Origin of the sequence: Brachybacterium sp. FME24, assembly GCF_014897705.1 — a bacterium.
Classification (GTDB): domain Bacteria; phylum Actinomycetota; class Actinomycetes; order Actinomycetales; family Dermabacteraceae; genus Brachybacterium.
In genome coordinates this window covers 186,191-208,126 of record NZ_JABUXV010000002.1, presented here as the reverse complement: position 1 = coordinate 208,126, position 21,936 = coordinate 186,191, and the positions used below count along the sequence as shown (strand labels likewise).

The window sequence follows — 21,936 nt, the reverse complement described above, 5'->3', positions numbered from 1 at the left end:
GCGAGGCGCCGTCACCGCACCATGCGCAGATCGCGGATGCTGCCGAGCTGCTCCTCGACCTGAGTGGCGCCGTCGGCCACGAAACCGAGCTTCTCGTAGAAGCGTCGCGCCCGCGGATTCTCCTCGGCGACCCACACCGAGGCCGGCTCATCCCCGATGACAGCCTCCGCCAGGGAGCGCGCGAGGCCGCTGCCGAACCAGGCCCGGTCGATGTACAGCAAGGACAGCTCGCGGTCACGCACCGGCGAGGAGTCGCGCGGGGGCCAGGAGCCGGCGAGCCCGATGGGGGTGCCGCCCGCATCGCGCCCGAGCCGCAGAACGCCCTGGTCGGATGCGGGCGAGCCGGGCGTGAGCCAGGAGATCCACTGGGCGGTGCGGCGCTCGATCGCGGGCTGCCCGAACCATTGCTCGCCCGCCAGCAGGTGGCCATAGGCGATCTCCCACCCGCGCACGTGGATCCGGGCGAGCGCTGGGGCGTCCGCGAGGGTCGGGGAATCGATCGTGAAGGGGAGATCGGCGGCGGTCATGGTGCCAGTGTGCCGGTCCCGCGCGGCCACCGACTTCCCCCGCGGTACCTGCAACCCGTAGTATCACTAAGGGCAGGCCGTGGTCGTCCCGACGTCCTCGTCCGCCCACCGGCACGGGCCGCCCGAGGTTCCGTGCCCGCAGACACCGTCGTCGAAGGAGATCCACGTGCCCGAGGCCGTCATCGTCGCCACCGCCCGCTCGCCCATCGGCCGGGCCCGCAAGGGGTCCCTCAAGGACGTCCGACCGGACGACCTCGCCGCGCAGATGATCCGAGCGGCCCTCGAGCAGGTCCCTCAGCTCGATCCGTCCACGATCGACGACCTGCAGCTGGGCTGCGCGATCCCCGAGGGGTACCAGGGCGGCAACCTCGCCCGCACGGTCGCGATCCGCCTGGGTCTGGACGCCGTGCCCGGGGCCACCGTCACCCGCTTCTGCGCCTCCTCGATCCAGACCACCCGCGCCGCCTTCCACGCCATCCGCGCCGGCGAGGCCCATGCCATGATCTCCGCCGGCGTCGAGTCGATCTCGCACAGCACCGGCAAGCTCATGGAGGAGGACGCCCGCGACCCGCAGTTCCAGCAGGCCTGGGAGCGGACCGACGCTCGCGCGAGCCGCGAGATCCCCGCGCCCTGGCATGACCCGCGCGAGGACGACCAGCTGCCGGATCCGTACATCCTCATGGGGCAGACCGCCGAGAACGTCGCCGAGCTGCGCGGCATCTCCCGTCAGGCCCAGGACGAATACGCCGTGCGCTCGCAGAACCGCGCCGAGGCCGCGAAGGCCTCGGGATTCTTCGACCGCGACATCACTCCGGTCACCCTTCCCGACGGCACCGTGGTCAGCGCCGATGACTCCCCGCGCGCCGGTGTCACCTACGAGGCGGTCTCAGGACTGGATCCTGTCTTCCGCCCCGATGGCACCGTCACCGCCGGCAACTGCTGCCCGCTGAACGACGGCGCCGCCGCGCTGGTGATCATGTCCGACGTGCGGGCGAAGGAGCTGGGCCTGACCCCGCTGGCCCGCATCGTCTCCACCGGCGTCTCCGGTCTCAGCCCCGAGATCATGGGCCTGGGGCCGGTGGAATCCACCCGACGCGCCCTCGCCAGCGCCGGGATGGGCATCGGCGACATCGACCTGGTCGAGCTCAACGAAGCCTTCGCCGCGCAGGTCATCCCGTCGGCCGAGGACCTCGGCATCGACCACGACAAGCTCAACGTCCACGGCGGCGCGATCGCGCTGGGCCACCCCTGGGGCTCCACCGGCGCCCGTATGACCACGACCCTGCTCCACGGCCTGCAGGAGCGCGACGGCCAGTTCGGCCTCGCCACGCTCTGCGTCGGCGGCGGGCAGGGCATGGCCCTCATCATCGAGAGGATGAACTGATGACCAGCAATTCCACCCCCGCGCCCGAACCGGTGCAGAACTCCGTCTCCACGGCGCGGGCGGTGGTCTCCGGACCCGACGCCGACGCCGCGACACCCGCGGAGCTGCTGCCGGTCACCGCGGACCACCTCAGCCTGTTCCAGGACGTGGCGGGGGAGGACCTGGAGGCCTGGAGCACCGCTCGCTCGATCGCGGCCGAGGTGCTGCCGCAGATCAACGACTGGTGGGACCGCGGCGAGTACCCGATCGAGCTGATCGGCCGGCTCGGGGAGCTCGACCTGCTCACCGACGGACTGGACGTGCCCGGCCACCGCACGCTGAGCCCGCTCGCCACCGGCCTGGTGAACATGGAGCTCTCCCGCATCGACGGCTCCGTGGGCACCATGGTGGGCGTCCAGGGCGGGCTCGCGCTGCGCTCCCTCGTGCTGCTGGGCTCACCGGAGCAGAAGGAGCGCTGGGTCGAGCCGCTCGCGTCCGGTCGTGAATACGGCGCCTTCGCCCTCACCGAGCCCGATCACGGCTCCGATTCCGTCTCCCTGGAGACCACCGCGCGTCGCGACGGCGAGCAGTGGGTGCTCTCCGGCGAGAAGCGCTGGATCGGCAACGGCGCGGGCTGCCACCTGTCGGTGGTGTGGGCGAGGGTCTTCGACGAGTCGCAGCCCGACCTGCACGGACGGGTCTCCGGCTTCCTCGTCGAGCAGCAGCTGCCCGGCTACGAGGCCGAGGTGATCCGCGGCAAGGTCGCCCTGCGCGCCATCCACCAGGCGCACATCACGATGACCGACGTGCGGATCCCGCTGGATGCTCGCCTGCCCGGCGCCCGCTCCTTCAAGGACACCTCGACGGTCCTGTTCGCGACGCGCGCCGGCGTGGCCTGGGGCGCTCTCGGGCACGCCACTGCCTGCTACGAGGCCGCCCTCGAGCATGCGACCACCCGCATCCAGTTCGGCCGCCCGCTGGCCAAGGCGCAGCACGTGCAGGTGCGGCTCGCCTCCATGCTGCAGACGCTCACCTCGATGCAGCTGTACTGCGTGCAGCTCGCGCAGCTCGAGGCCGCCGGCACCATCCGGCCCGAACAGGCGTCGCTGGCCAAGGTGCACAACACCCGCGCCGCCCGTGAGATCGCCTCCGACGCCCGGGACCTGCTGGGCGGCTCCGGGATCCTGCTCGAGAACCGCGTGGTGCGCCACCGCAGCGACATCGAGGCCCTGCACACCTACGAGGGCACCGACACCATGCAGTCGCTCATCGTGGGCCGGTCGATCACGGGGACCAGCGCGTTCGCGTGAGGGACCGGTCGGGTGGTGCGATCAGCTCGGGCTGCGGGCGAGGATCACCGCGCCCGGCACCTCGTCGTCCGGCCGGAAGACCAGTTCGGACTCGAGCGTGAACCCGGCGTCATGGAGCCACCTCGCCAGGGTGGCGGGTCGGCGGTGGTAGCTGTCGATGCTGACCGGGCGGCCCGTGTACCCCTCGGACATATGGTGCGACCCGTCGCCGACATGGAAGCCGACGAACAGCAGGCCGCCGGGTCGCAGCACCCGCCGGAACTGCTCCAGGACCGTCGGCATGACGTCGTCGGGCACATGGATCACGGACCAGGACGCGACGATGCCGGCGAGGGAGTCGTCCGCGAGATCGAGATCGGTCATCGTCCCGGTCCCGAAGCTCAGGTCGGGCAGCTCCCGCCGCGCGATGGCGATCATCTCGGGGGAGAGGTCGATGCCGAACGCGTCCAGGCCGGCCTCGTGGAGATGACCGGTGATGTACCCCGGCCCGCAGCCGATGTCCGCGACCGGCCCACCCCCGCCCTCCTGGACCAGCTCCGTGAACAGCGCCAGGCTCATCCGGAGGTGAGGGTTGCCGTGCAGCAGATCTCGGATGCGCTCCGTGTACCCCGGCGCATCGGTGTCGTACGAGGAGCGGGTGGTCGACAACCACGAACTCTCCGGGACATCGGTGTCCTTCGCAGTTCTGCCCTCCACCGCGCCATTGTCCTGCGGGGACGGAGGGCTCGCAAGAGGTGCGGCGCGCAGGGCCGGAGAGCGATTTACCGCCCGTCGGCCGCCTCCTCACGCTCCTGACGGATCACGTCCCGCCCGAACGAGACGACGAGCAGACCCAGCGAGAGGGCGAGGATCGCCAAGGAGACCGGCACCGGGATCACGGGGACCACGGCGGTCACCAGCGAGATGCCCTGGAGCGCGCCGATAGCTCGACGGAGCAGGCTGTATGCGAGCGGGCGACGCAGCGCCGGGCGCACCCACGACGCCGCGACGTACGCATAGCGCATCAGACCGATCGCCAGCACCCACGGGCCGACGACCGACGCGGCGAGCACGGACAGCACCATGACCAGCGCGGCATCTGCCTCCATGTCGATGCGGGCGCCGATCGGCCCGGCGGTCCCGGTGCGCCGGGCCACCTGGCCGTCCGCCGCGTCGGAGGCGAGGGCGGCCCCGATGAGCACGGCGAGGACCCAGGAGCGGGAGGACAGCCCTCCGGCGAGGGAGAGGACGGTTGCCGCCGCGAGAACTCCCGCACCGAGCAGGCGGAGCATCGTGAGGAGATCAGCCGTGGTCACCGGACCCGGTGCGCGCGGGTGCAGGGTCGCGGCGGCGACGAGCGTGGGGGAGAGACCGAACAGGACGGCGAGCGTGCTGATCCCCCACGCCGGTGCAACGGCCGCGACGAGCACCGCGGCCGCGAGGAGCTGACCGGTCGCGAGCAGGACGAGGACCGCCCCCACGCGGCGGATCCCTCGCGCAGAGGGGGAGTCGGTGCGAGCCGTCGCCATGGGGCCGAGGGTAGCCGCCGGGCCCGTGCCGCACAGGCCGAGGGCCGTACTCTGGGGTCGTGACCCCACCGCAGCGCCGCCCCACCTCAGTCGATGTCGCAGCGCTCGCCGGGGTGTCCCGGGCAACCGTCTCCATGGTGCTGAACGGTCGCACCGAGGGCACCGTCTCGACGGCGAACCAGAAGCGCGTGCTCGACGCCGCCGCCGAACTCGGCTACACCCGATCCGCCCTGGCGATCTCCCTCAAGGAGCGTCGCACCCGCACGATCGGGCTGATCACCGACGAGATCGCCACCTCCCCCTTCGCCGGGCGCATGGCCCGCGCCGCTTCTCTCGCGGCCGCGCGGGAGAACTACATGGTCATCACCATGGACCTCTCGTTGCGGGACCACACCGTGGACGATGCTGCGCGGCTGCTGGCCGAACGCCAGGTGGATGGTCTGATCTACGCGACCATGGGCCGCATTCGCGTGCCCCTCCCGAAGACCCCGCCCGGTCTGCCGCTGGTGCTGCTCAACTGCGAGATCGACGTCTCCGACGACGCGAACGGCGCTGACTCGGACGCCGCCGCGGCCCTGTCGACGTTCCTACCCGACGACCGCGGCGGCGCCCGTCGCGCCGCCCGTCGTCTCGTCGATACCGGGCATCGCCGTATCGCGATGCTCTCGGACGACAGGATCTCCGAGGCGGGACGAGAGCGCGAGTCCGGCTTCCGGGAGGAGCTCGCCACGGCCGGCATCACGCCTCGAGTGATCCCTACCGGATGGCAGATGGACGATGGATACCGTGTGACCTCTCGGCTCCTGGCGGAGGAGGAGCCGCCGACCGGGCTGTTCTGCATCCGTGACCGGGTGGCCGGCGGCGCCCTGCACGCTGCGGCCGCCGCGGGCGTGGACGTGCCCCGTGAGTTGTCGGTGATCGGCTTCGATGACGAGGACTTCTTCGCGGAGCGACTCACGCCGCCGCTGACCACCATCGCCCTGCCCCATGAGGAGATGGGGGAGCAGGCCATGGTTGCGCTGCTCGGAGTGCTCGGAGTCGGGCCCGAGGGCGATCGCGCCGCCGAGGGAGGGCCGGCCGGAGCGGCGGCCGCATCGCGGGCGATCGTTGTCGAGTGCCCGCTGGTGGAGCGCGAGTCCGTAGGGATCGTGCCCACCGTCTGATTCCGATCGACGGGGCTGCCGCGGACAGGTCGCCGAGCGCGGCGCATTGACACGTGTGTAACTTGCGCTCCATACTGTCTGCACTCGACTTGCGCACGTGTAGAAGTCGAGTGGCCCGCCGCGTGGAGGGGCGAAGGCGTCGAGAGTGCCGTCGGCATGGGCATCGCCGCCACCCTCAGCGCACAGTCAGGCCGTGCCACCACTCACCGAAGAGGACTGTATGGCCAGCTCATCGAACATCACCCGCAGGGCGCTCCTCGGCGCGGCCGGGGTCGCGGGTGCCGCAGGCACCGTCGTCGCCTGGCCCCGGCTCACCGGCGCCGATATTCCCGGCCGCGGCGAGGACGCCCTGACCGTTCTCATTCTCGGCACCTCCCAGGACGCCGCCGGCCGCCAGGCCATCGCGGACGCCTTCATGGAAGAGCACCCGGACATCCCGGTGCTCATCCAGTCCGTGCAGGCCACCGACTGGGGAGATTTCTTCGCCAAGATCCTCACCATGGTCGCCTCCGGCACCGAGCCCGACATCGTCTACACCGCCACCGAGGGCGCCCAGCTCTTCGCCGAGCGCCTCGCCCTGCCGCTGGACGACTACATCGCCCACGATGCGGAGGAGATGAGGGACTACTTCGAGGACGTCCACCCCAGCCTCGTCGAAGCGTTCATGTACAAGGGATCGCTGTTCCAGCTGCCCTTGGACTTCAACGCCGCGAACATGTACCTCAACCTCGACGTCATCGAGCGCAACGGCCTGGAGATGCCCGGAGAGGACTGGACCCACGACGACTTCACCGAGCTCCTGCGCGGCATGAAGGGGGATGCGACTGCGTACTACTGGACCAACCGCCTCTTCGGCGGCGTCGTCCCCTGGCTCTACGTCAACGACACCAGCTTTCTGGTCGAGGAACGCGCCACGGGCGGCGAGGACTTCTGGTCCACCTTCTACCCCGGCGAGGAGCGCTCCGGCGGCTACCTGTGGACAGGCTCCAACGCGCGGCATGAGCGGGTCCACGAGACCGTCGAGTACATGCGCGGACTGGTCGAGGAGGGCCTCGCGGTGCGTCCCGAGGAAGGCGGTGGCAACACCCTCGTCGGCCTCTTCGCCTCCGGGCGCATCGGTACCACCCCCGCCGGCGGCTACTGGGTCCAGGGGCTCGCCGAGGGCGGTATGTCCCCCGAGCAGTACGACGTGCAGTTCTTCCCCCGCTGGCGCACCCAGCGTCACCAGTTCGGCGGCGCCGGTTATGCGGTCATGAAGACCACGAAGAAGGCCGACCAGGCATGGGAGTGGATCAAGTTCACCGCCACCAGGAACGCGATGGAGCTGGCGTTCCCGACCCCGTCGACCACGCCCGCCCGGCGCTCGATGGTCAACGACAACCTGTACACCGGCGTGGGCCCCGAGCACTGGTCCCGGTTCTACGACACCCTCGACCGCTTCCCGACCAGCGGGCCGATCCCCGCCCCGCCCCAGCAGGCTGCCGTGGAGACGGCGCTGATCCGCAACATCTCCACTGCCCTGTCCGGCGGCCCCGACCAGGTCGACCGATCCCTGGAATCCCTCGACCGCGACCTGCGCGATGTCTTCAGCCAGGAGGACGCCTCATGAGTATCGACCGTCGCAGCGCCCTCCTGAGCTGGCTGTTCCTGGCTCCCACCATGATCGGCGTCGGCATCTTCGTGGTCCTCCCCATCATCGGCTCGCTGGTGCTGGCCTTCTTCCGGTGGGACATCATCACCTCTCCGCAGTTCGTGGGTCTGCAGAACTTCACCGAACTCGCCACCGACTCCACTGTCGGCATCTCCTTCGTCAACACGGCGGTCTTCGTGGCGCTCGCGGTCATCGCGCAGCTGGCCATCGCGATGCTGCTGGCCGTGCTCGTGCAGTCTCGGATGCCCCCTTGGCTGCGGGTCTTCTTCCGCTCGACCTTCTTCTTCCCGCTGGTGCTGTCGGCCGCGAGCGTCTCGATCCTCATGCGGTACCTCTTCAACGAGAGCTACGGGGTCATCAACTGGGCGCTGTCCCTGGTGGGCATTCCCGCCGTGCCGTGGCTGACCAGCCCCCAGTGGGCCATGGTCGTGGTGATCGCCGTGTATGTGTGGCAGAACTTCGGCTTCTCGTTCCTGCTGTTCATCGGGGGTCTCGGGGCGATCCCCCCGGAGGTCTACGAAGCGGGCGCGATCGACGGCGCCACCGGCTGGCGGAAGTTCAGCAACCTCACGCTGCCGCTGGTCAGCCCCACCGTGCTGGTCGCCTCGGTGATGGCGATCATCTCTTCGCTGCAGGTCTTCGACCAGCCCTACGTGCTCACCCGCGGCGGGCCCGGCGACTCCACCCGCACCGTCGTGATGGTCATCTACGAGAGCGCGTTCCGGCAGCTCGAGTTCGGCCGTGCCAGCGCGATCGGGCTCGTGCTCATGGTGCTGATCATGCTCGTCACCGCGCTCCAGTTCCGCCTGGCCCGCCGCTTCGTCTTCTACCAGTGAGCCGCGCTCCCGCCGCCGCGAGCGCCCCTGCCCCCGTCCGGAAGGACCCCCGATGACCCGTCACCTGCCCGCCCTCGCCAAGTACGCGGCGCTCCTCGTCGCCGCCGTGCTGACCCTCGGTCCGGTCTGGTGGACCTTCACCACCTCTTTGCGCCCGGCCGCCGAATCCTTCAGCCTGCCGCCGAGCTTCTTCCCCCTCTCACCGGACTTCTCCAACTACGTCGCCGTCTTCCAGCAGATCAGGATTCCCCTGCTGGTGCTCAACAGTGCCCTGGTCACCGGGGTCATCGCGGTGGGCCAGATGCTCACCGCCGCTATGGCCGGGTACGTGTTCGCGCGCATGGAGTTTCGGGGGAAGAACGCCCTGTTCGCGATCGTGCTGTCTACGATGATGGTCCCGGTGCAGGTCACGATCGTGCCGGTGTTCATGATCATCCGCGGAGTCGGCCTGTCCGACACCCTGCTGGCCCTGATCCTGCCCGCGATCCCCACCGCCTTCGGGACCTTCCTCATGCGGCAGTACTTCCTCGGACTGCCACTCGAGCTCGGTGAGGCCGCCGCGATCGACGGCGCGAGCCCCTGGCGCACCTTCTTCTCGATCTACGCGCCACTCGCTCTTCCCGGTATGGCGATCGTGGGCGTCCTCGCCTTCAACTATCACTGGAACGAGTTCTTCCGTCCGCTGATCTTCATGATCTCCGAGCAGAACTACACCCTTCCGCTGGGCCTGGTGACGCTCCAGGGCAACCTGGGCACCGGCTCGATCTCCATCGTGCTGGCGGGCGTGATCCTCTCGATGATTCCCGCGGTGGTCGTGTTCCTGTTCGGCCAGCGGTACCTGCGAGAAGGTCTGACCGCCGGCTCCTCGAAATGACGCGATCTCCACACCACGACGCCCTGCACCACCACCCCGACCCCAGGAGCACCCGCACCATGGCCGAGACCCTCGACCCCCGCTTTCCCGCCCTGCACCGCGTCCACCCGCGCGGCTGGATCAACGACCCCAACGGGATCGTGCGCGTGGGGGAGCGGTGGCACGTGTTCTTCCAGTACAACCCGCAGTCCGCGCGCCACGAGCACATCTGCTGGGGCCACATGTCCTCGGCGGACCTGGTCACCTGGCGCGAGGAGCCGATGGGGCCGCAGCCTCGTCCGGGGGAGGCCGATCAGGACGGCTGCTGGAGCGGCGTCGGCCTGCTCGATCGCGCGAGCGATCCTGCCGGAGTGCCCACCCTGGTCTACTCCGGGGTCGACGGGGTGGAGAACCAGCTGTCCCGCGTGATCGTCTCGCGTCTGGACGCGGGCGCGACCGGGCTGGTCGAGCCCGGTGTCGTGGTGGCCGACATCCCGGAGATCGACGGACTCCTCGGCGTGCGCGACCCCTTCGTGTTCGAGCACGACGGCCGACGATGGGCGATCCAGGGCGCCGGGCTCCAGGAGGAGGGCGGATACGTGCCCGCACTGCTGCTGTACTCCTGCGATGACCTCGAGAGCTGGGAGTACGTCGGCCCGCTGCTGCGCGGTGACCACTGCGTCGCCGCGCAGCACGCGCCCGCGGACCTCTGGGAGTGCCCGCAGCTCGTGCAGATCGGCGGGCAGTGGGTGGTGCTGCTCTCGCTGTGGCGCCACCCCGACACCGTCGAGCGCTCCACCATCGAGGTGACCTATCTCGTCGGTGACCTCGTGTCGGATGCTGCCGGCGCCCCCCGCTTCGAGCCCACCGGCGGCGGTCGGGTCGACCTCGGCCCCGACTTCTATGCTCCGCAGGCGGTTCTCGACGAAGGTGGCCAGAGGGTGCTGATGTGGGGCTGGTCCTGGGAGGGACTGCAGCGCAGCCAGGAGCAGACCGATGCGCAGGGCTGGGCCGGCGCCCTCACCTTCCCTCGGGAGCTCCGTCTCATCGATGGCGTGCTCCTGGCCTCGGTGCCGGCCGAGCTGGAGGCGCTGCGGTCCGCGGCCCTCGACGTCCCTCCGGACGATGGGCAGGGAGCAGTGCTCGACCTGCCGATCCCGGCCCGTGCCGAGGTGCGCTCGCGGGGGCGCCTCCAGGTCGAGATCCTCTCGGCCGACGGGGCGGCCGCCGACGTCGTCTCGTGCGACGAGGGCCCTGCCACGGTGCTCCTCGACGGGAGCCTGCTCGAACTGATCCCGCAGCACGCGACCGCGTGCACCGTGCGCTTCTACCCCGAGGCGGGGGACGTCCTCCGGGTGCGAGGGGACCTGGACGGAGCCTGGGCGCTGGCGCTGCCCGCTGCGACGAGCTGACGGCGGCGCGCCTGCGGCCAGTCGGGGCTCACAGGCCGCGCAGCGTCTGCGCGAGCACCTCGGACTGCTGCCCGGGGCACAGCCGGTATGTCCAGGTCAGGGACGGCTCGCCCTGCTTGATCACCCGGATCTCCCCGGTCTGGTCGCCGCAGCCGAGCTGGCGCTGGCCCAGCAGGAAGCCGTTGACCTCCGTCAGGACAGTTCCGGTGGTATCCCATCCGAGCGAGGCGGGGTCGTCGCCCTCGGGCACGAGCTCGGCGCCCCAGCCGGAGGGGGCGTTCTGTGCGGTGATGCCCATGCCCTTCTCATGCTCGGCCCGGGTCAGCACGTACCGCTCGACGTCTGCGGAGTCGTCCGGTTCGGCCCCGGCGCGGATCTCGATCGTCCACTCGTCGGTGGGGTGGGCGAGCTGCTCGGGGAATTCGCTCTGGGCGTGGGTGACGCTCTGTTTCAGGGCGCGCAGCGGTGTCTCCTCCGAGCAGTCCTGCACGGTGGACTCGTGAGTGGTGGAGCCGGAGATCTCGATCCGATCGCTCGGAATGTCGGTGCAGGGGGTGCGTGCTCTCTCGGAGAGCGTCCTCTCCCACTGCAGGTACTCCTCGGCGGCGTGCTCGATGCGCTCGCGGTCCGGTGCGGCGAGCTCCTCGGTCAGAGCGTAGATCTCGGCGCCGTTGGGCAGCGAGTAGCGACTGGTGACCGTGTCCTCGGCGATCTCGGTGGTCCCCGCACCGAAGAGCCCGAACATCCCGGCGCTGGTACGGGTGATCGTGATGACGTCCCCCGACGCCAGGTCGACCCCGCCGCCACCCCACTGCGGCAGGGAGCAGGCGCTCACCATCATTGCCAGGCCGGTCATCAGCGCAAAGGCGCGTGTTCTCCGCATGGTTCCCCCTTCGTCCCACGCGGGCTCCCCCGAGCCGCGTGGCGCCAGCGTAGGGCCGTCCGCGCCGGCCGGCGATGGGGACAGGTCCCCATGGCGAGGGCCGTCACCCGGCAAGGAGGGTGAGCGGGCGCGCTCAGAGGCTCCCGATCGGCAGCATCCGCTCCAGCTCGGCCCGCCATGGGCCCAGCTCCCACCCCTGCGCGGAGACCCAGTCGTCGTCGAAGTAGGTGTCGGTGTAGCGGTCGCCGGTGTCGCACAGCAGCGTGAGCACGCAGCCGGTCTCGTCCCGCTCCCGCATCTGCGTGACCAGTTGTGCGACCGCGACCAGGTTCGTCCCGGTCGAGGCGCCGACCCGTCGGCCGAGCCGATCGGACAGATAGCGGGCCGCCGCCACCGAGGCCTCGTCGGGCACGCGGATCATCCGGTCGACCACGCCCGGCACGAAGCTCGGCTCCATCCGAGGTCGCCCGATGCCCTCGATCCGGGAGCCGGTCTCGGTGGTGGCGCCGGGGTCGCCGTGCACCCAGCCGTCGAAGAAGGCGGAATTCTCGACATCGGCGACGCAGAGCCCGGTGGGCAGGTGGCGATAGCGCAGGTAGCGCCCGAAGGTCGCACTGGTGCCGCCGGTGCCTGCGCCGACCACGATCCACCGCGGCACCGGGTGCGGCTCCAGCTCGAGCTGATCGAGGGCGCTGAGGGCGATGGAGTTGTTCCCGCGCCAGTCCGTGGCGCGCTCGGCATGGGTGAACTGGTCCAGGAAGAGACCGCCGTGCTCCTCGGCCACCCGCTGCGCCTCGCGGCTCATGTGCTCGGCGTGCTCGATGACGTGGCAGCGCCCGCCGGCGGATTCGATCAGCGCGATCTTGCGGGGGCTGGTGCCGCGTGGGATCACCGCGATGAAGGGGATGTCCAGCATCCGCGCCACATGCGCCTCGCTGACCGCCGTGGAGCCGGAGGAGGCCTCGATGACGGGCATTCCCGGCTTCAGCCACCCGTTGACCAGTGCGAAGGTGAACAGGGATCGGGCGAGGCGATGCTTCAGGCTGCCGGAAGCATGAGTGGATTCGTCCTTGAGGTACAGCTCGATGCCCCAGGCCGCGGGCAGCTCGACCTTGACCAGGTGGGTGTCCGCCGAGCGCCGGTCATCGGCGTCCAGGCGCCGGATCCGCTCGGCCACCCAGGCGCGCAGGCCGTCGTCGCTGCGGTCCACATCCGCCAGCTGGCCCAGCAGGGAGGTGCCGGGAGCGTTCTCCCCGGGAGTGTTCATGCCGGGACTGCGCAGCGCCTCATCCATGCGACGACCGTACCGGGTCAGGGCGTCCGCACGGCACCGAACATCAGCCGGCGCCGCAGCGCGAAACCGAGCTTCTCGTACCCGGCGATCGCGCTCGTGTTCGTGGCCGACGCGTGCAAAAGGGCCCGGTCGCCGCGCTGCTGGATCTGGAAGGCGACGTCGAGCACCAGACGTGAGGCGAGGCCCTGGCGGCGGTGGTCCTCGTCGACCGCGACCGCGCTGATCTCGGTCCAGCCATCGGGATGCAGGCGCTCGCCGGCCATCGCGATCAGTCGCCCGGCGCGGCGGATGCCCACGTAGCGACCCAGCTCATGGGTGCGCGGCAGGAACGGGCCGGGCTGGGTCCGCTCGACCAGCTCGAGCATGTCGGTCGAGTCCCCGCCGCCCAGTTCGACCGCTTCCTCGTCCGGACGGGCTGCCAGCTGCTCGGTCTGCACGAGCTGCACGCCGGGGATGGAGAACACGGGGGCCCAGCCCTCGGGCAGCAGCGGGTCGGCGTGGGAGACGCCCACGGTCGCGCCGTGCCCGAACACGTCGAGGATCGCGTCCCACACGTCCGGGTGCTCCCAATCCTTGACGCCGACGAAGGGGGAGACGTCGTCCGGGAAGTGCCGCACGAGGTCATTGCCGATCGCGAGATGCGCGTGGTGGCCGGTCAGCGAGGACCAAGCCGGATTGTCGAGCACGGCGTCGTCCGCCGTGCCGGCAGCGCTCGACCCCGCGTGCGCACCAGCGGTACCCGCATCGCGCGCATCGACGTGCAACGGCTCGTAGGCGGTCTCGTCCTGCAGGGCCATGCGGGCTCCTCGTTCGGCAGCGGAGGGGCGCACCGTCGGGTCCGACGGGCGTCGTCGAAACGCTACTCCTGTGCGCCCTGACAGCCCAGGGGGTGCGTCACGAGGTGTGACGGAGACCTGAGGTCGGGTCCGCCCGCCCGCCAGGCTCTTGCCTGGATGCTCGACGGGCGAGGGTCCGGTCCTCCCAGCGCACCCCGGCGAAGAAGGCGGCGCCGAACATCAGTGCGACGAGGACGCGGACGGCGACCGGGGCATCGTGAGGGAAGACGACCACTGCGAGGCTCAGTGAGATCGCGACGACCACGAGGAGCACGGAGGGCAGATCGAACGACAGAGCAGTCCTCCGCTCTCGGCCGTGACGCCGGTTCACCCACGCCACGAGCAGGGTGGAGGCGGCGATCAACAGAGCGCCGAGGCCCGTGTCCAGGGTGGAGGGCAGAGGGAGCACGGCCAGCACCGCGAGCGCCCCGAGGGTGGCCAGCGCGCTCGCCACCAGGTGGACAGGCAGAGGAACCCGAGCGGTCGGGCGCACCGCGGCGAGCGGCCCGGCAGACGACGCGGTGCTCCTGGGCGGAAAGGACATTCAGGCCTCCTGATCGGTCCCTCCACCGTAGAGCTCGTCGTCGCTCCTGTCATGGTGCCGGGCCGTCGCCGCGCAGGGAGCGCACGGCGGGATGCGGGCGAGGTCGGATACCGTGAGCTCGCCCGTGCGCACGGACGCGGGCACTGCGTCCTCGTCCGGAAGGAACGCGGCCCCGCGCGCCGCACATGCCCATGAGCCAGCCTCCTCAGCCTCCCGATCCCCAGCGTCCCGAGGGGCCGCAGTCGCCGCACGGTGACGGCTCGCAGCCCGCTCCCGAGCAGTCGTCGGCGCCCGAAGCCCCGCAGTACGGATCACCCGCATCGTCGTACGGGCAGTCCGGCGACGGGCAGTACTGGCAGCAGGATCAGTCCTTCGCGCCGGTGAACCAGCAGTGGATGCCCCCTGGTCAGCAGGAACTGCCGTTCGACGCTGGTGCGGCGGCCCCCGGATCGCAGCAGTTCCCCTCCCAGCCGTATTCGTCGCAGCAGGGTGAGCCGCCCCGCAGCTCCGGTATCGGCAAAGGGCCGATCTTCGCGATCATCGGGTGTGTCGTGCTCGTGTTCGTCCTGGTGGTCGGCATCGGTGGCTTCTTCGTGATCCGTGCCCTGATGGCCGATGAGAGCCCCCAGGGCACGGAGTCGTCGGAGGAGGCGCCGGCCGAGGAGACGCCCGCGGAGGAGGAGACGGAATCCGGCGCGGAGGAGACGACGGAGCCCGAGGAGGAATCGACCTCCGCGGAGGAGGAGGCCGAGGGCAGCCCCGTCGGGCTGGCGAACGCCCTCCCCGCAGGCAGCACCATCGACTATCTGGGGTCCGGTGGCGTCGAGGTGAGCGTGACCTTCGGCGAGATCGATTGGGATGCCGAGGCCGCCGTGATGGAGGCGAACAGCTTCAACGAGCCGGCCCCCGACGGCCAGAAGTACGTTCTCGTGGACATCGCGATCGTGAACAACAGCGAGGAGGAGTTCTCCAACTTCGCCTGGGCGAAGATCGACTTCGTCGACGCGGAGGGCACCGTCTACGAGGACGCCGGCCAGGTGATGCCGGCGACCGCAGCCGGTGAGGACGGGCCTGCGGCCCCCGGCGACTCCACGATGGCGCAGGCGCTGTTCCTCGTCCCGGAGGACCTCCCGGAGGGCGGCCACTTCGTGATCAGCGACTTCATGGGTCCCGAGGAGGGCACCTGGGTCGAAGCGGTCTGAGGCGATCTGAGTCCGGTGCGACCGGATCAGGCGACGAGGTCGTCGATCTGGTTGATCGCGGAGCGGGAGCCCTCCTCGACGCCCATGTCGAGCACCGTCTGGAGTCCTTCTCGCGAGGCGAAGCTGGTCACGTAGACCGCCTGCGTCGTCCCGTCCTGCTCGGTGAAGGTGCTGACGCAGGTCGAGATGGGCAGAGCGGTGTTCGGGGTGAAGTCCTCGTGCGCGAAGCCGTCCTCGTAGGAGAACGAGCGAGGCTCCTCGACGGTGAGCACGCCCCAGTAGCCGTAGAAGCGATCCCCGTCCGGGCCGGTCATGTAATAGGTGACGCGACCGCCCGGGGTGAGGTCGTGGTCGACCACGGTGGCCGGGTACTCCTTCGGGCCCCAGACCTTCTCCAGCTGGCGAGGGTCCGCATAGATGTCCCAGATGCGTCGGGCGGGCGCAGCGAACTCCGCGGTGATCGTGAGGGTGAGGGCGTCGAGGTCGTGGCTGATGTCGGTGACAGGCATGGTGGTCAGTCCTTCCGGTGGGGCGAGTCGGCCGGAGCCGCATCGACCGGGGCCGTGTCGGCCTCGGCGCTGAGGAGGTCGTCGATGTGGGAGACGCGCTCGCGCCAGACGGCTTCCAGCTCGGTGAGGAGATGCGCGACGGAGCGCACGGAGTCGGCATCGCCGCGAGCCAGGGACTCCCGGCCGCTGCGTCGCCGGCTGAGGAGGCCTGCTCGTTCGAGCACTGCGACATGCTTCTGCACTGCCGTGAGACTCATGGAGTAGTTCCTGGCCAGGGACGAGACCGACTGCTCGCCCACCAGCACCCGCCGCAGGATGTCACGGCGCGTGCGGTCGGAGAGAGCGTGGAACCGGGCGTCGGCCCGGTCGTCGTCGATCTGCTGCACAGGCCAAACCTACAACCGGTCGGTTGTGGATGACAAGCAGGTCTCCACCGTTCCTTCATCAAAGAATATTGCTCGAATTGGCCAAGAGATCGTAAAGTCTCTCGTGGAGAGCGAGGCAGTTCCTCGCTCGAGCATCTGCGGGGGTACCACCTGCCTGTTCTCCCAGCTGCCCCGTGGTCGGATCCAGGGCCTGATGCGCCCTCGCGGTCCACGGCATGGGGTGCTGAGCGGCACGACGGCGGCGTGCCGGATCGGGGCCGCCTCTATGCTCACGTCATGACGTCGCAGCGGGGAACTCCGCACGGGTACGACTGGGAGGACTCGTCCACCCCACCGGAACCGGAGCACCGTGCGCTGCCCGATCGTCGCTCGGATCCGCCGCGCATCGAGGGGGACGGCCCGCTCACTGCCGGCGCGCCCCGATTCGACCATCCCGAGGATCATGCCGGTGGCTCGGGGCGGGCCTCTCGCCGACTGCCCCCGTGGTCGATCGTGGCGATCGTCGCGCTGCAGGTGGTGGCTCTGATCGCCACGGTCGGCCTGGTCGTCGGAGGCGTGCTGCGCCTGGTCGAGGATGATGCCGACCCGGCCGCGGCGCCGTCGGCCACCCGATCTCCCGCACAGGACGAGCAGGAGAGGGACCGTGAGCCCGGCGTCGTCACCACCGCCGAGGGCACCGAGGTGCGGGACGGGACCGGCAGCTTCGAGGAGCCGGCCACGGTCGGCGAGCACACCGTCAGCTGGCCCACCTGGACCGACGGCACGATCAGCGTCACGGCGCTGGAGGTCGATCTCGAGGCGACGCTGCCGGGGGCCGACGGCGTGGACGTCGCCGAGGATCCCTACCGACTCGTGGCGGTCGCCTATGAGGTCCGCTACGAGGGTCCGGGCCAGCTCGCCCCGGTCGAGGAGCTCTGGCTCACCGGCGAATCCGATCGTGCCTACTACCCTGACATCTCCGAAGGCTTGGTCCCGGACCCCCTCAGCGACATCCACCCTCTGGGCAGCGGGGAGAGCACCGAGTTCCGCAGCGTGTTCGTGCTTCCCGAGCAGGAGCTGGAGAGCTTCCGACTCGGAGTGGAGACCTACAGCGGCCGGACCCTCTACTACGCGTCCCGGTGAGTCGAGGTCGTGCGCTAGCGTGAACCTGGCCGCGCCTGCCGGCGGTCACCGCACGTCACGCCGAGAAGGGGGAAGCCCGGCGCACGCCACGGGCCACCATGAACCACACTCCGCGCACCGAACCGCCCACCGCCGGCGGATCCACCCAGGCGCAGGCCACAAGGCCGTCGCGAAAGCCGTTCTACCTCAGCGTCGGCTGCGCCTCGGTGATCCTGGGACTGATCCTCGGCATCGGCGGATTCTTCGGGGTGCGGACCATCACCGCACCGCGCGAGTCGCCGTCCGCCGTGGCGTCCATCCCCGTCGGAGAAGGAGCTCCGGTGCCGCTCGGCACGACGTTCCCCTTCACCTCACCGGAGCAGTTCCCGGGCGAGGCCGAGGTGACCGTGACGGAGATCGACTGGGATGCGAGCACTGCGGTCACCGAGGCCAGCGACATCAACGAGCCCCCGCCCGAGGGCGAGAAGTACGTGCTGGCCACCGCGGACGTCACCTATCGCGGGGACGGCACGCTCCGGACCCTTCTGTGGGCCAACATGGTGTACGTCGCTGCGGACGGCACGGAGTACCCGCAGGACCATGTCACCGCCCCCTCGCAGGGGGAGGTGCCGGCGGAGGTGTCCGAGGGGAACGGATTCTCGGACGAGTTCACCTTCCTCGTGCCGACGGATGTCCCTCAGGACGGGCACTTCGTCCTCATTCCGGACTTCGGCCTCGACGTCGACAAGGGTGCCTGGGTCGCGGCGACCTGACCCGGACCGCACCTTCGGATCCCTCCCGGCGCGGTGGACAGCGGCCGTCGCCCTGAGGCATGATCTATCTGAAACCCGCGGTATCAGGCAACCGTGGGGGGATCCGCCACCCCTCGACGAAGAGATCGCGAAAGGCCACTGATGAGCAGCTACACCGAGCACGTCACCCGAGTCCTCACGCAGGATCGCGACCATCCCGGGCTGGGCACCGTCGCCGTGCTGACCTTCGCACCGCCCGAAGGCGAGGAGAAGCGTCCCGCAACCCTCGGTCCCCGCTCGATCGAGGCCGTCACCTGGGCGATCACGACCGCACTGGACCGCGCCGAGGCCGGGGAGATCCAGGCGATCGCCCTGACCGGAACCGGCCGCGTGTTCCTCGCCGGCGCCGACCTGTCGATGTTCTCCGACCCCACCGCCGCCTCGAACGTCCACGGCATGACCCGCGCCGCCCACGACCTGCAGGTCCGCGTGCGCACCAGCCCCGTCCCGCTGCTCGCCCACCTCAACGGCGTCGCCCTCGGCGGTGGCCTCGAGGTCGCCCTCATGGCCGACGTCCGCACCGCCGAGCCCAGCGTCAAGGGCCTGGGTGTGCCCGAGACCAGCCTCGGCATCCTCCCCGGCTGGGGCGGCACCACACTGCTGCCGTCCGTCGTCGGCCCCGAGACCGCCGTGCGCATGATCCTCGAGGACCCCGCCCGCGACAAGCAGCTCGGCGCCGAACAAGCCCTCGAGATCGGGCTGGTCGACGAGCTCGCCGACGATCTGGACGCCGCGCTCGACGAGTTCGCCGCCCTGGTCGCCGCGCACGTGGACGTCGACGAGACCGACGCCGACGTCATCGACCCGACGCTCGCCGAGGCCGCCGCCGACGAGAACTCCGTCGTCGCCGGTGCCTGGGGCGGCCGCACGGCGCCGCTGCCCGGCGTGGACACCCCGGAGGCCGAAGCCCTGCTCGACGCGCTCGATGCCCCGCACGGCAGCGCCGAGACCCGCCGCACCTGGGCCGCCCGCCTCGAAGGGCAGGGAGCCCCCGCCGTCGGCCGCGCGCTCGGGCTGCTGCAGAAGCTGCCCGGCTCCACCCTGGACGAAGCCCTCGCCCGAGAGGCCGACGCGCTGTCCGAGCTGGTCCGTTCCGACGCCGCCGCGGCCTCGATGTACACCGCGGAGCTGCTGCGCCGCGGCAAGCCCGGCCGCAAGGGCGTCGACGGGGCCCGAGAGATCCGTCGGGTCGGCGTCGCCGGAGCCGGCCTCATGGCCTCCCAGATCGCCGCGCAGCTGGCCCTCGGGCTCCAGGTCCCGGTGGTCATGCGCGACCTCGACGAGGGCATCGCCGCCAAGGGTCTCGCCGCCGCGCGCGACGTCATCGCCCAGACGGCAGCGCGCGGCCTGCTCGACGAGGACACCGCCACGCAGGTGGCCGGCGCCCTCTCCGCGACCACCGACCTGGCTGAGCTCGCGGGCTGCGACCTGGTGCTCGAGGCCGTCCCCGAGGTCCTCGCGATCAAGAAGTCCGTCTTCGCCGAGCTCGAGAGCGTGCTCGCGCCCGACGCCCTGTTGGTCACCAACACCTCCTCGTTGTCCGTCACGGCGATGTCCGAGGATCTGGACCATCCGCAGCGGGTCGTCGGCCTCCACTTCTTCAACCCCGTCGCCAAGATGCCGCTGGTCGAGGTGATCCACACCGAGGCGACCGACGAGGCCACCCTCGCGACCGGGCTCGAGGTGGTGCGCCGACTGCGGAAATTCGCCGTGCGCAGCGCCGACGCCCCCGGTTTCATCGTCAACCGCCTGCTGTTCCGGGTCCTCGGCGGGGTGCTCGCGCCCCTGGACGCCGGCGCGGACCCGGCCGAGGTCGACGCCTCCCTGGACGCCCTCGGCATGCCGATGCGACCCTTCGAGCTGCTCGACCTGGTGGGGCTGGCGGTCGCCGACCATGTGGGAACGGTCCTGCGCGGCGAGCTCGGCGACCGCTTCCACGCCTCTGCGGGGCTGAGCGTCATGGCCGAGCAGAAGGCTCACTTCACCGAGCGCAGCAAGACCTCCGTGCACCCGCCGGTCTCCCCGACGGTCGCCGAGGTGTTCGCGGCCGACGCCGCCCCAGCCGATGCGGCGACGGCACCGGTCGGCGACGCCCTGCTGGAACGGGTCCAGGACGCTCTCGCCGAGGAGATCGCACTCATGCTGGACGACGGCGTCGTCGAGCGGCCCGAGCAGATCGACCTGGCGTTGATCCTCGGGGCCGGCTTCCCCCGTCATCGCGGCGGGGTCACCCCGTACCTCGACGCCTCGGGGGCCTCGCAGCGCGCGGCCGGGCGCACCTTCCACGGAGAGCTGTTCACGGCACGGCGTTGAGCCGCTGCGGCAGGCGGCAGAGTGGTCAGCGGCGTCATCTCTTCGTGACCGGATAGCGACCTCGCGGCCCTCCGGGCAGAAGAGGGCGCCCCGTACGATGTGGCGATCGGGCCCAGGGGGGTTCGATCTCACGCAGTCGTGTCGGGAGAGAGGGGACGGTGCCGCCCGCGGCGCCGGAGGAGATCATGTCGCAGCCACCGCAGAACGGATGGGGTCAGCCTCCTTCCGGTGAACCCCATGGCCAGCCCTCGCCCAACGGTGGGTACGGCCAGGAGCAGCAGGGCGCGTACGGACAGCTCTCCGCCGACGGCGCGTACGGCCAGGACCAGCAGGGTGGATATGGGCAGCCGTCCGCCAACAGTGGATATGGCCAGGCCCCGCAGGGTGGATACGGACAGCCCTCTGCTGACAACGCGTACGGCCAGGACCAGCACGGAGGATACGGCCAGGACTCGCAGGGCGGTTTCGGGCAGGCGTCCCCGAACGGTGGGTTCGGTCAGGATCCTGCTTTCGCCCCGTCCTTCGGGGGTGGGACAGAGCAGACCGGTCAGACCGGGCAGGGCTTCACGCCGCAGCCCCCGGAGAAGAAGGGCGGCGGCGGCAAGCTCGCGATCATCATCTGCGCAGGCTGCGCAGTGCTCGCCCTGTTGCTGATCATCGTCGGCGGCGGCATCTTCCTGTTCACCCGAGGTGGCGAGGAGCCGATCGACGCCGGCGGGACCGCCACGGAGGAGACCACCGAGGAGGAGCCGACGGACGAAGCCACCACTGAGGAGGAGCCGCCCACCGAGGAGGAAACCTCGGAGGAGGCCACCACGGAGGAAGAGGCCTCGGAGGAGGCTCCGCCGGCTGGTGACGGAGAAGGCTCGAAGGACTCCCCGTACGCGCTGGGCGAGACGTTCACCATCGAGGATGGTGACGGCGGAACCCTCGACGTGACGCTGGGCGAGGTGAACTGGGACGCCACCGACGCAGTCATGGAATCCAACAGCGCGAACACCCAGCCCGGCGAGGAGGAGACCTACCTCCTCGTGCCCGTCTCGGTGACTTATCACGGCGACGGCACGGCCGAGCCGCTGCTGCTGCTGCTGGTCGACTACGTCTCGGATGCGGGGAACACCTACACCGACGAATACGCGATCACGCCGAAAACCTCGCTCGATGTCGGGACACTCCACGACGGAGGCAGCGGCGAGTGGGAGGTCGGGATCATCATCCCGACGGATCAGGCCAAGACCGGTGCGTTCACCGTCTCGGCGCTCCTGGACTTCAGCAACGATCCGGTGTGGGTGGCCGCTGGCTGACCTGACCTGCCTGACCTGGCGGGGCCGATGGTGCGACGGCCCGCCCGCTCCCCGGACGAACGGTGGAGCAGGCGGGCCGTCGCTGTGCCAGAGAGAGGCCGCTGGCCGGATCCGGCGGGTGGGCTGAAC

General features: G+C 70.5%; 21 protein-coding genes. 12 read left to right on the top strand and 9 right to left on the bottom strand.

The window, feature by feature from the left end:
- Positions 1 to 11: 11 nt before the first annotated feature.
- Positions 12 to 527, bottom strand: a complete 516-nt coding sequence (locus INT51_RS02965) for a GNAT family N-acetyltransferase (protein ID WP_193103713.1) — start codon at positions 525 to 527, stop codon at positions 12 to 14.
- Between the two features lie 166 nt (positions 528 to 693).
- Between INT51_RS02965 and INT51_RS02960 the strand changes: the two genes are divergently transcribed.
- Positions 694 to 1,911, top strand: coding sequence for an acetyl-CoA C-acetyltransferase (locus tag INT51_RS02960; RefSeq protein WP_193103712.1), 1,218 nt, complete (start codon positions 694 to 696; stop codon positions 1,909 to 1,911).
- Complete coding sequence (locus INT51_RS02955) at positions 1,911 to 3,200, top strand: acyl-CoA dehydrogenase family protein (protein ID WP_193103711.1); 1,290 nt, start codon at positions 1,911 to 1,913, stop codon at positions 3,198 to 3,200. The genes INT51_RS02960 and INT51_RS02955 overlap by 1 nt, the downstream gene beginning before the upstream one ends.
- Before the next feature lie 21 nt (positions 3,201 to 3,221).
- Here the strand turns inward: INT51_RS02955 and INT51_RS02950 are convergent, their stop codons facing one another.
- Positions 3,222 to 3,896: a class I SAM-dependent methyltransferase gene (locus INT51_RS02950; protein ID WP_193103710.1), complete on the bottom strand. Its 675-nt coding sequence runs from the start codon at positions 3,894 to 3,896 to the stop codon at positions 3,222 to 3,224.
- Between the two features lie 65 nt (positions 3,897 to 3,961).
- The gene (locus tag INT51_RS02945; RefSeq protein ID WP_193103709.1) at positions 3,962 to 4,708 is read right to left on the bottom strand and encodes a CDP-alcohol phosphatidyltransferase family protein; all 747 of its coding nucleotides are present in this window, start codon (positions 4,706 to 4,708) and stop codon (positions 3,962 to 3,964) included.
- A 59-nt stretch (positions 4,709 to 4,767) separates the two neighbouring features.
- On the opposite strand from INT51_RS02945, the gene INT51_RS02940 reads away from it, so the two are divergent.
- The 5 genes from INT51_RS02940 (at position 4,768) to INT51_RS02920 (ending at position 10,623) form a co-directional block, all read left to right on the top strand.
- Positions 4,768 to 5,871 (top strand): LacI family DNA-binding transcriptional regulator, encoded by a 1,104-nt coding sequence (locus INT51_RS02940; RefSeq protein WP_193103708.1) that lies wholly within the window; start codon positions 4,768 to 4,770, stop codon positions 5,869 to 5,871.
- A 220-nt stretch (positions 5,872 to 6,091) separates the two neighbouring features.
- On the top strand, positions 6,092 to 7,480 hold the full coding sequence (locus INT51_RS02935) for an extracellular solute-binding protein (RefSeq protein ID WP_193103707.1): 1,389 nt from the start codon (positions 6,092 to 6,094) through the stop codon (positions 7,478 to 7,480).
- Positions 7,477 to 8,358: a carbohydrate ABC transporter permease gene (locus INT51_RS02930; RefSeq protein WP_193103706.1), complete on the top strand. Its 882-nt coding sequence runs from the start codon at positions 7,477 to 7,479 to the stop codon at positions 8,356 to 8,358. The genes INT51_RS02935 and INT51_RS02930 overlap by 4 nt, the downstream gene beginning before the upstream one ends.
- A gap of 52 nt (positions 8,359 to 8,410) precedes the next feature.
- Positions 8,411 to 9,232 (top strand): carbohydrate ABC transporter permease, encoded by an 822-nt coding sequence (locus tag INT51_RS02925; RefSeq protein WP_193103705.1) that lies wholly within the window; start codon positions 8,411 to 8,413, stop codon positions 9,230 to 9,232.
- 59 nt (positions 9,233 to 9,291) lie between these two features.
- Entirely contained in the window at positions 9,292 to 10,623 is a 1,332-nt protein-coding gene (locus tag INT51_RS02920; RefSeq protein WP_193103704.1) for a glycoside hydrolase family 32 protein, read from the top strand.
- Between the two features lie 28 nt (positions 10,624 to 10,651).
- On the opposite strand, the gene INT51_RS02915 is transcribed toward INT51_RS02920, so the two are convergent.
- From INT51_RS02915 to INT51_RS02900, 4 genes are all read right to left on the bottom strand, one after another.
- Positions 10,652 to 11,506, bottom strand: a complete 855-nt coding sequence (locus INT51_RS02915; protein ID WP_193103703.1) for a hypothetical protein — start codon at positions 11,504 to 11,506, stop codon at positions 10,652 to 10,654.
- A gap of 133 nt (positions 11,507 to 11,639) precedes the next feature.
- Positions 11,640 to 12,800: a PLP-dependent cysteine synthase family protein gene (locus INT51_RS02910; protein WP_226831895.1), complete on the bottom strand. Its 1,161-nt coding sequence runs from the start codon at positions 12,798 to 12,800 to the stop codon at positions 11,640 to 11,642.
- Positions 12,801 to 12,817: 17 nt separating this feature from the next.
- Positions 12,818 to 13,597, bottom strand: a complete 780-nt coding sequence (locus INT51_RS02905; RefSeq protein ID WP_193103702.1) for a GNAT family N-acetyltransferase — start codon at positions 13,595 to 13,597, stop codon at positions 12,818 to 12,820.
- Between the two features lie 97 nt (positions 13,598 to 13,694).
- Complete coding sequence (locus INT51_RS02900) at positions 13,695 to 14,180, bottom strand: hypothetical protein (protein ID WP_193103701.1); 486 nt, start codon at positions 14,178 to 14,180, stop codon at positions 13,695 to 13,697.
- Between the two features lie 191 nt (positions 14,181 to 14,371).
- On the opposite strand from INT51_RS02900, the gene INT51_RS02895 reads away from it, so the two are divergent.
- A complete protein-coding gene (locus INT51_RS02895; RefSeq protein WP_193103700.1) occupies positions 14,372 to 15,382 on the top strand; it encodes a hypothetical protein in 1,011 nt (336 codons plus the stop codon).
- A gap of 26 nt (positions 15,383 to 15,408) precedes the next feature.
- On the opposite strand, the gene INT51_RS02890 is transcribed toward INT51_RS02895, so the two are convergent.
- Positions 15,409 to 15,891: an SRPBCC domain-containing protein gene (locus INT51_RS02890; protein WP_193103699.1), complete on the bottom strand. Its 483-nt coding sequence runs from the start codon at positions 15,889 to 15,891 to the stop codon at positions 15,409 to 15,411.
- Between the two features lie 5 nt (positions 15,892 to 15,896).
- On the bottom strand, positions 15,897 to 16,277 hold the full coding sequence (locus tag INT51_RS02885) for a helix-turn-helix transcriptional regulator (RefSeq protein WP_193103698.1): 381 nt from the start codon (positions 16,275 to 16,277) through the stop codon (positions 15,897 to 15,899).
- A 276-nt stretch (positions 16,278 to 16,553) separates the two neighbouring features.
- Here INT51_RS02885 and INT51_RS02880 point away from each other — a divergent pair, with 276 nt between their 5' ends.
- The 4 genes from INT51_RS02880 to INT51_RS02865 all read left to right on the top strand — a co-directional run bounded on the left by INT51_RS02880 (position 16,554) and on the right by INT51_RS02865 (position 21,807).
- Positions 16,554 to 17,399, top strand: a complete 846-nt coding sequence (locus tag INT51_RS02880) for a hypothetical protein (protein ID WP_193103697.1) — start codon at positions 16,554 to 16,556, stop codon at positions 17,397 to 17,399.
- A 98-nt stretch (positions 17,400 to 17,497) separates the two neighbouring features.
- Positions 17,498 to 18,151, top strand: a complete 654-nt coding sequence (locus INT51_RS02875) for a hypothetical protein (RefSeq protein WP_193103696.1) — start codon at positions 17,498 to 17,500, stop codon at positions 18,149 to 18,151.
- 141 nt (positions 18,152 to 18,292) lie between these two features.
- Entirely contained in the window at positions 18,293 to 20,503 is a 2,211-nt protein-coding gene (locus INT51_RS02870; protein ID WP_193103695.1) for a 3-hydroxyacyl-CoA dehydrogenase NAD-binding domain-containing protein, read from the top strand.
- A gap of 185 nt (positions 20,504 to 20,688) precedes the next feature.
- Positions 20,689 to 21,807, top strand: coding sequence for a hypothetical protein (locus tag INT51_RS02865; protein ID WP_193103694.1), 1,119 nt, complete (start codon positions 20,689 to 20,691; stop codon positions 21,805 to 21,807).
- The last annotated feature ends 129 nt before the right edge of the window (positions 21,808 to 21,936 follow it).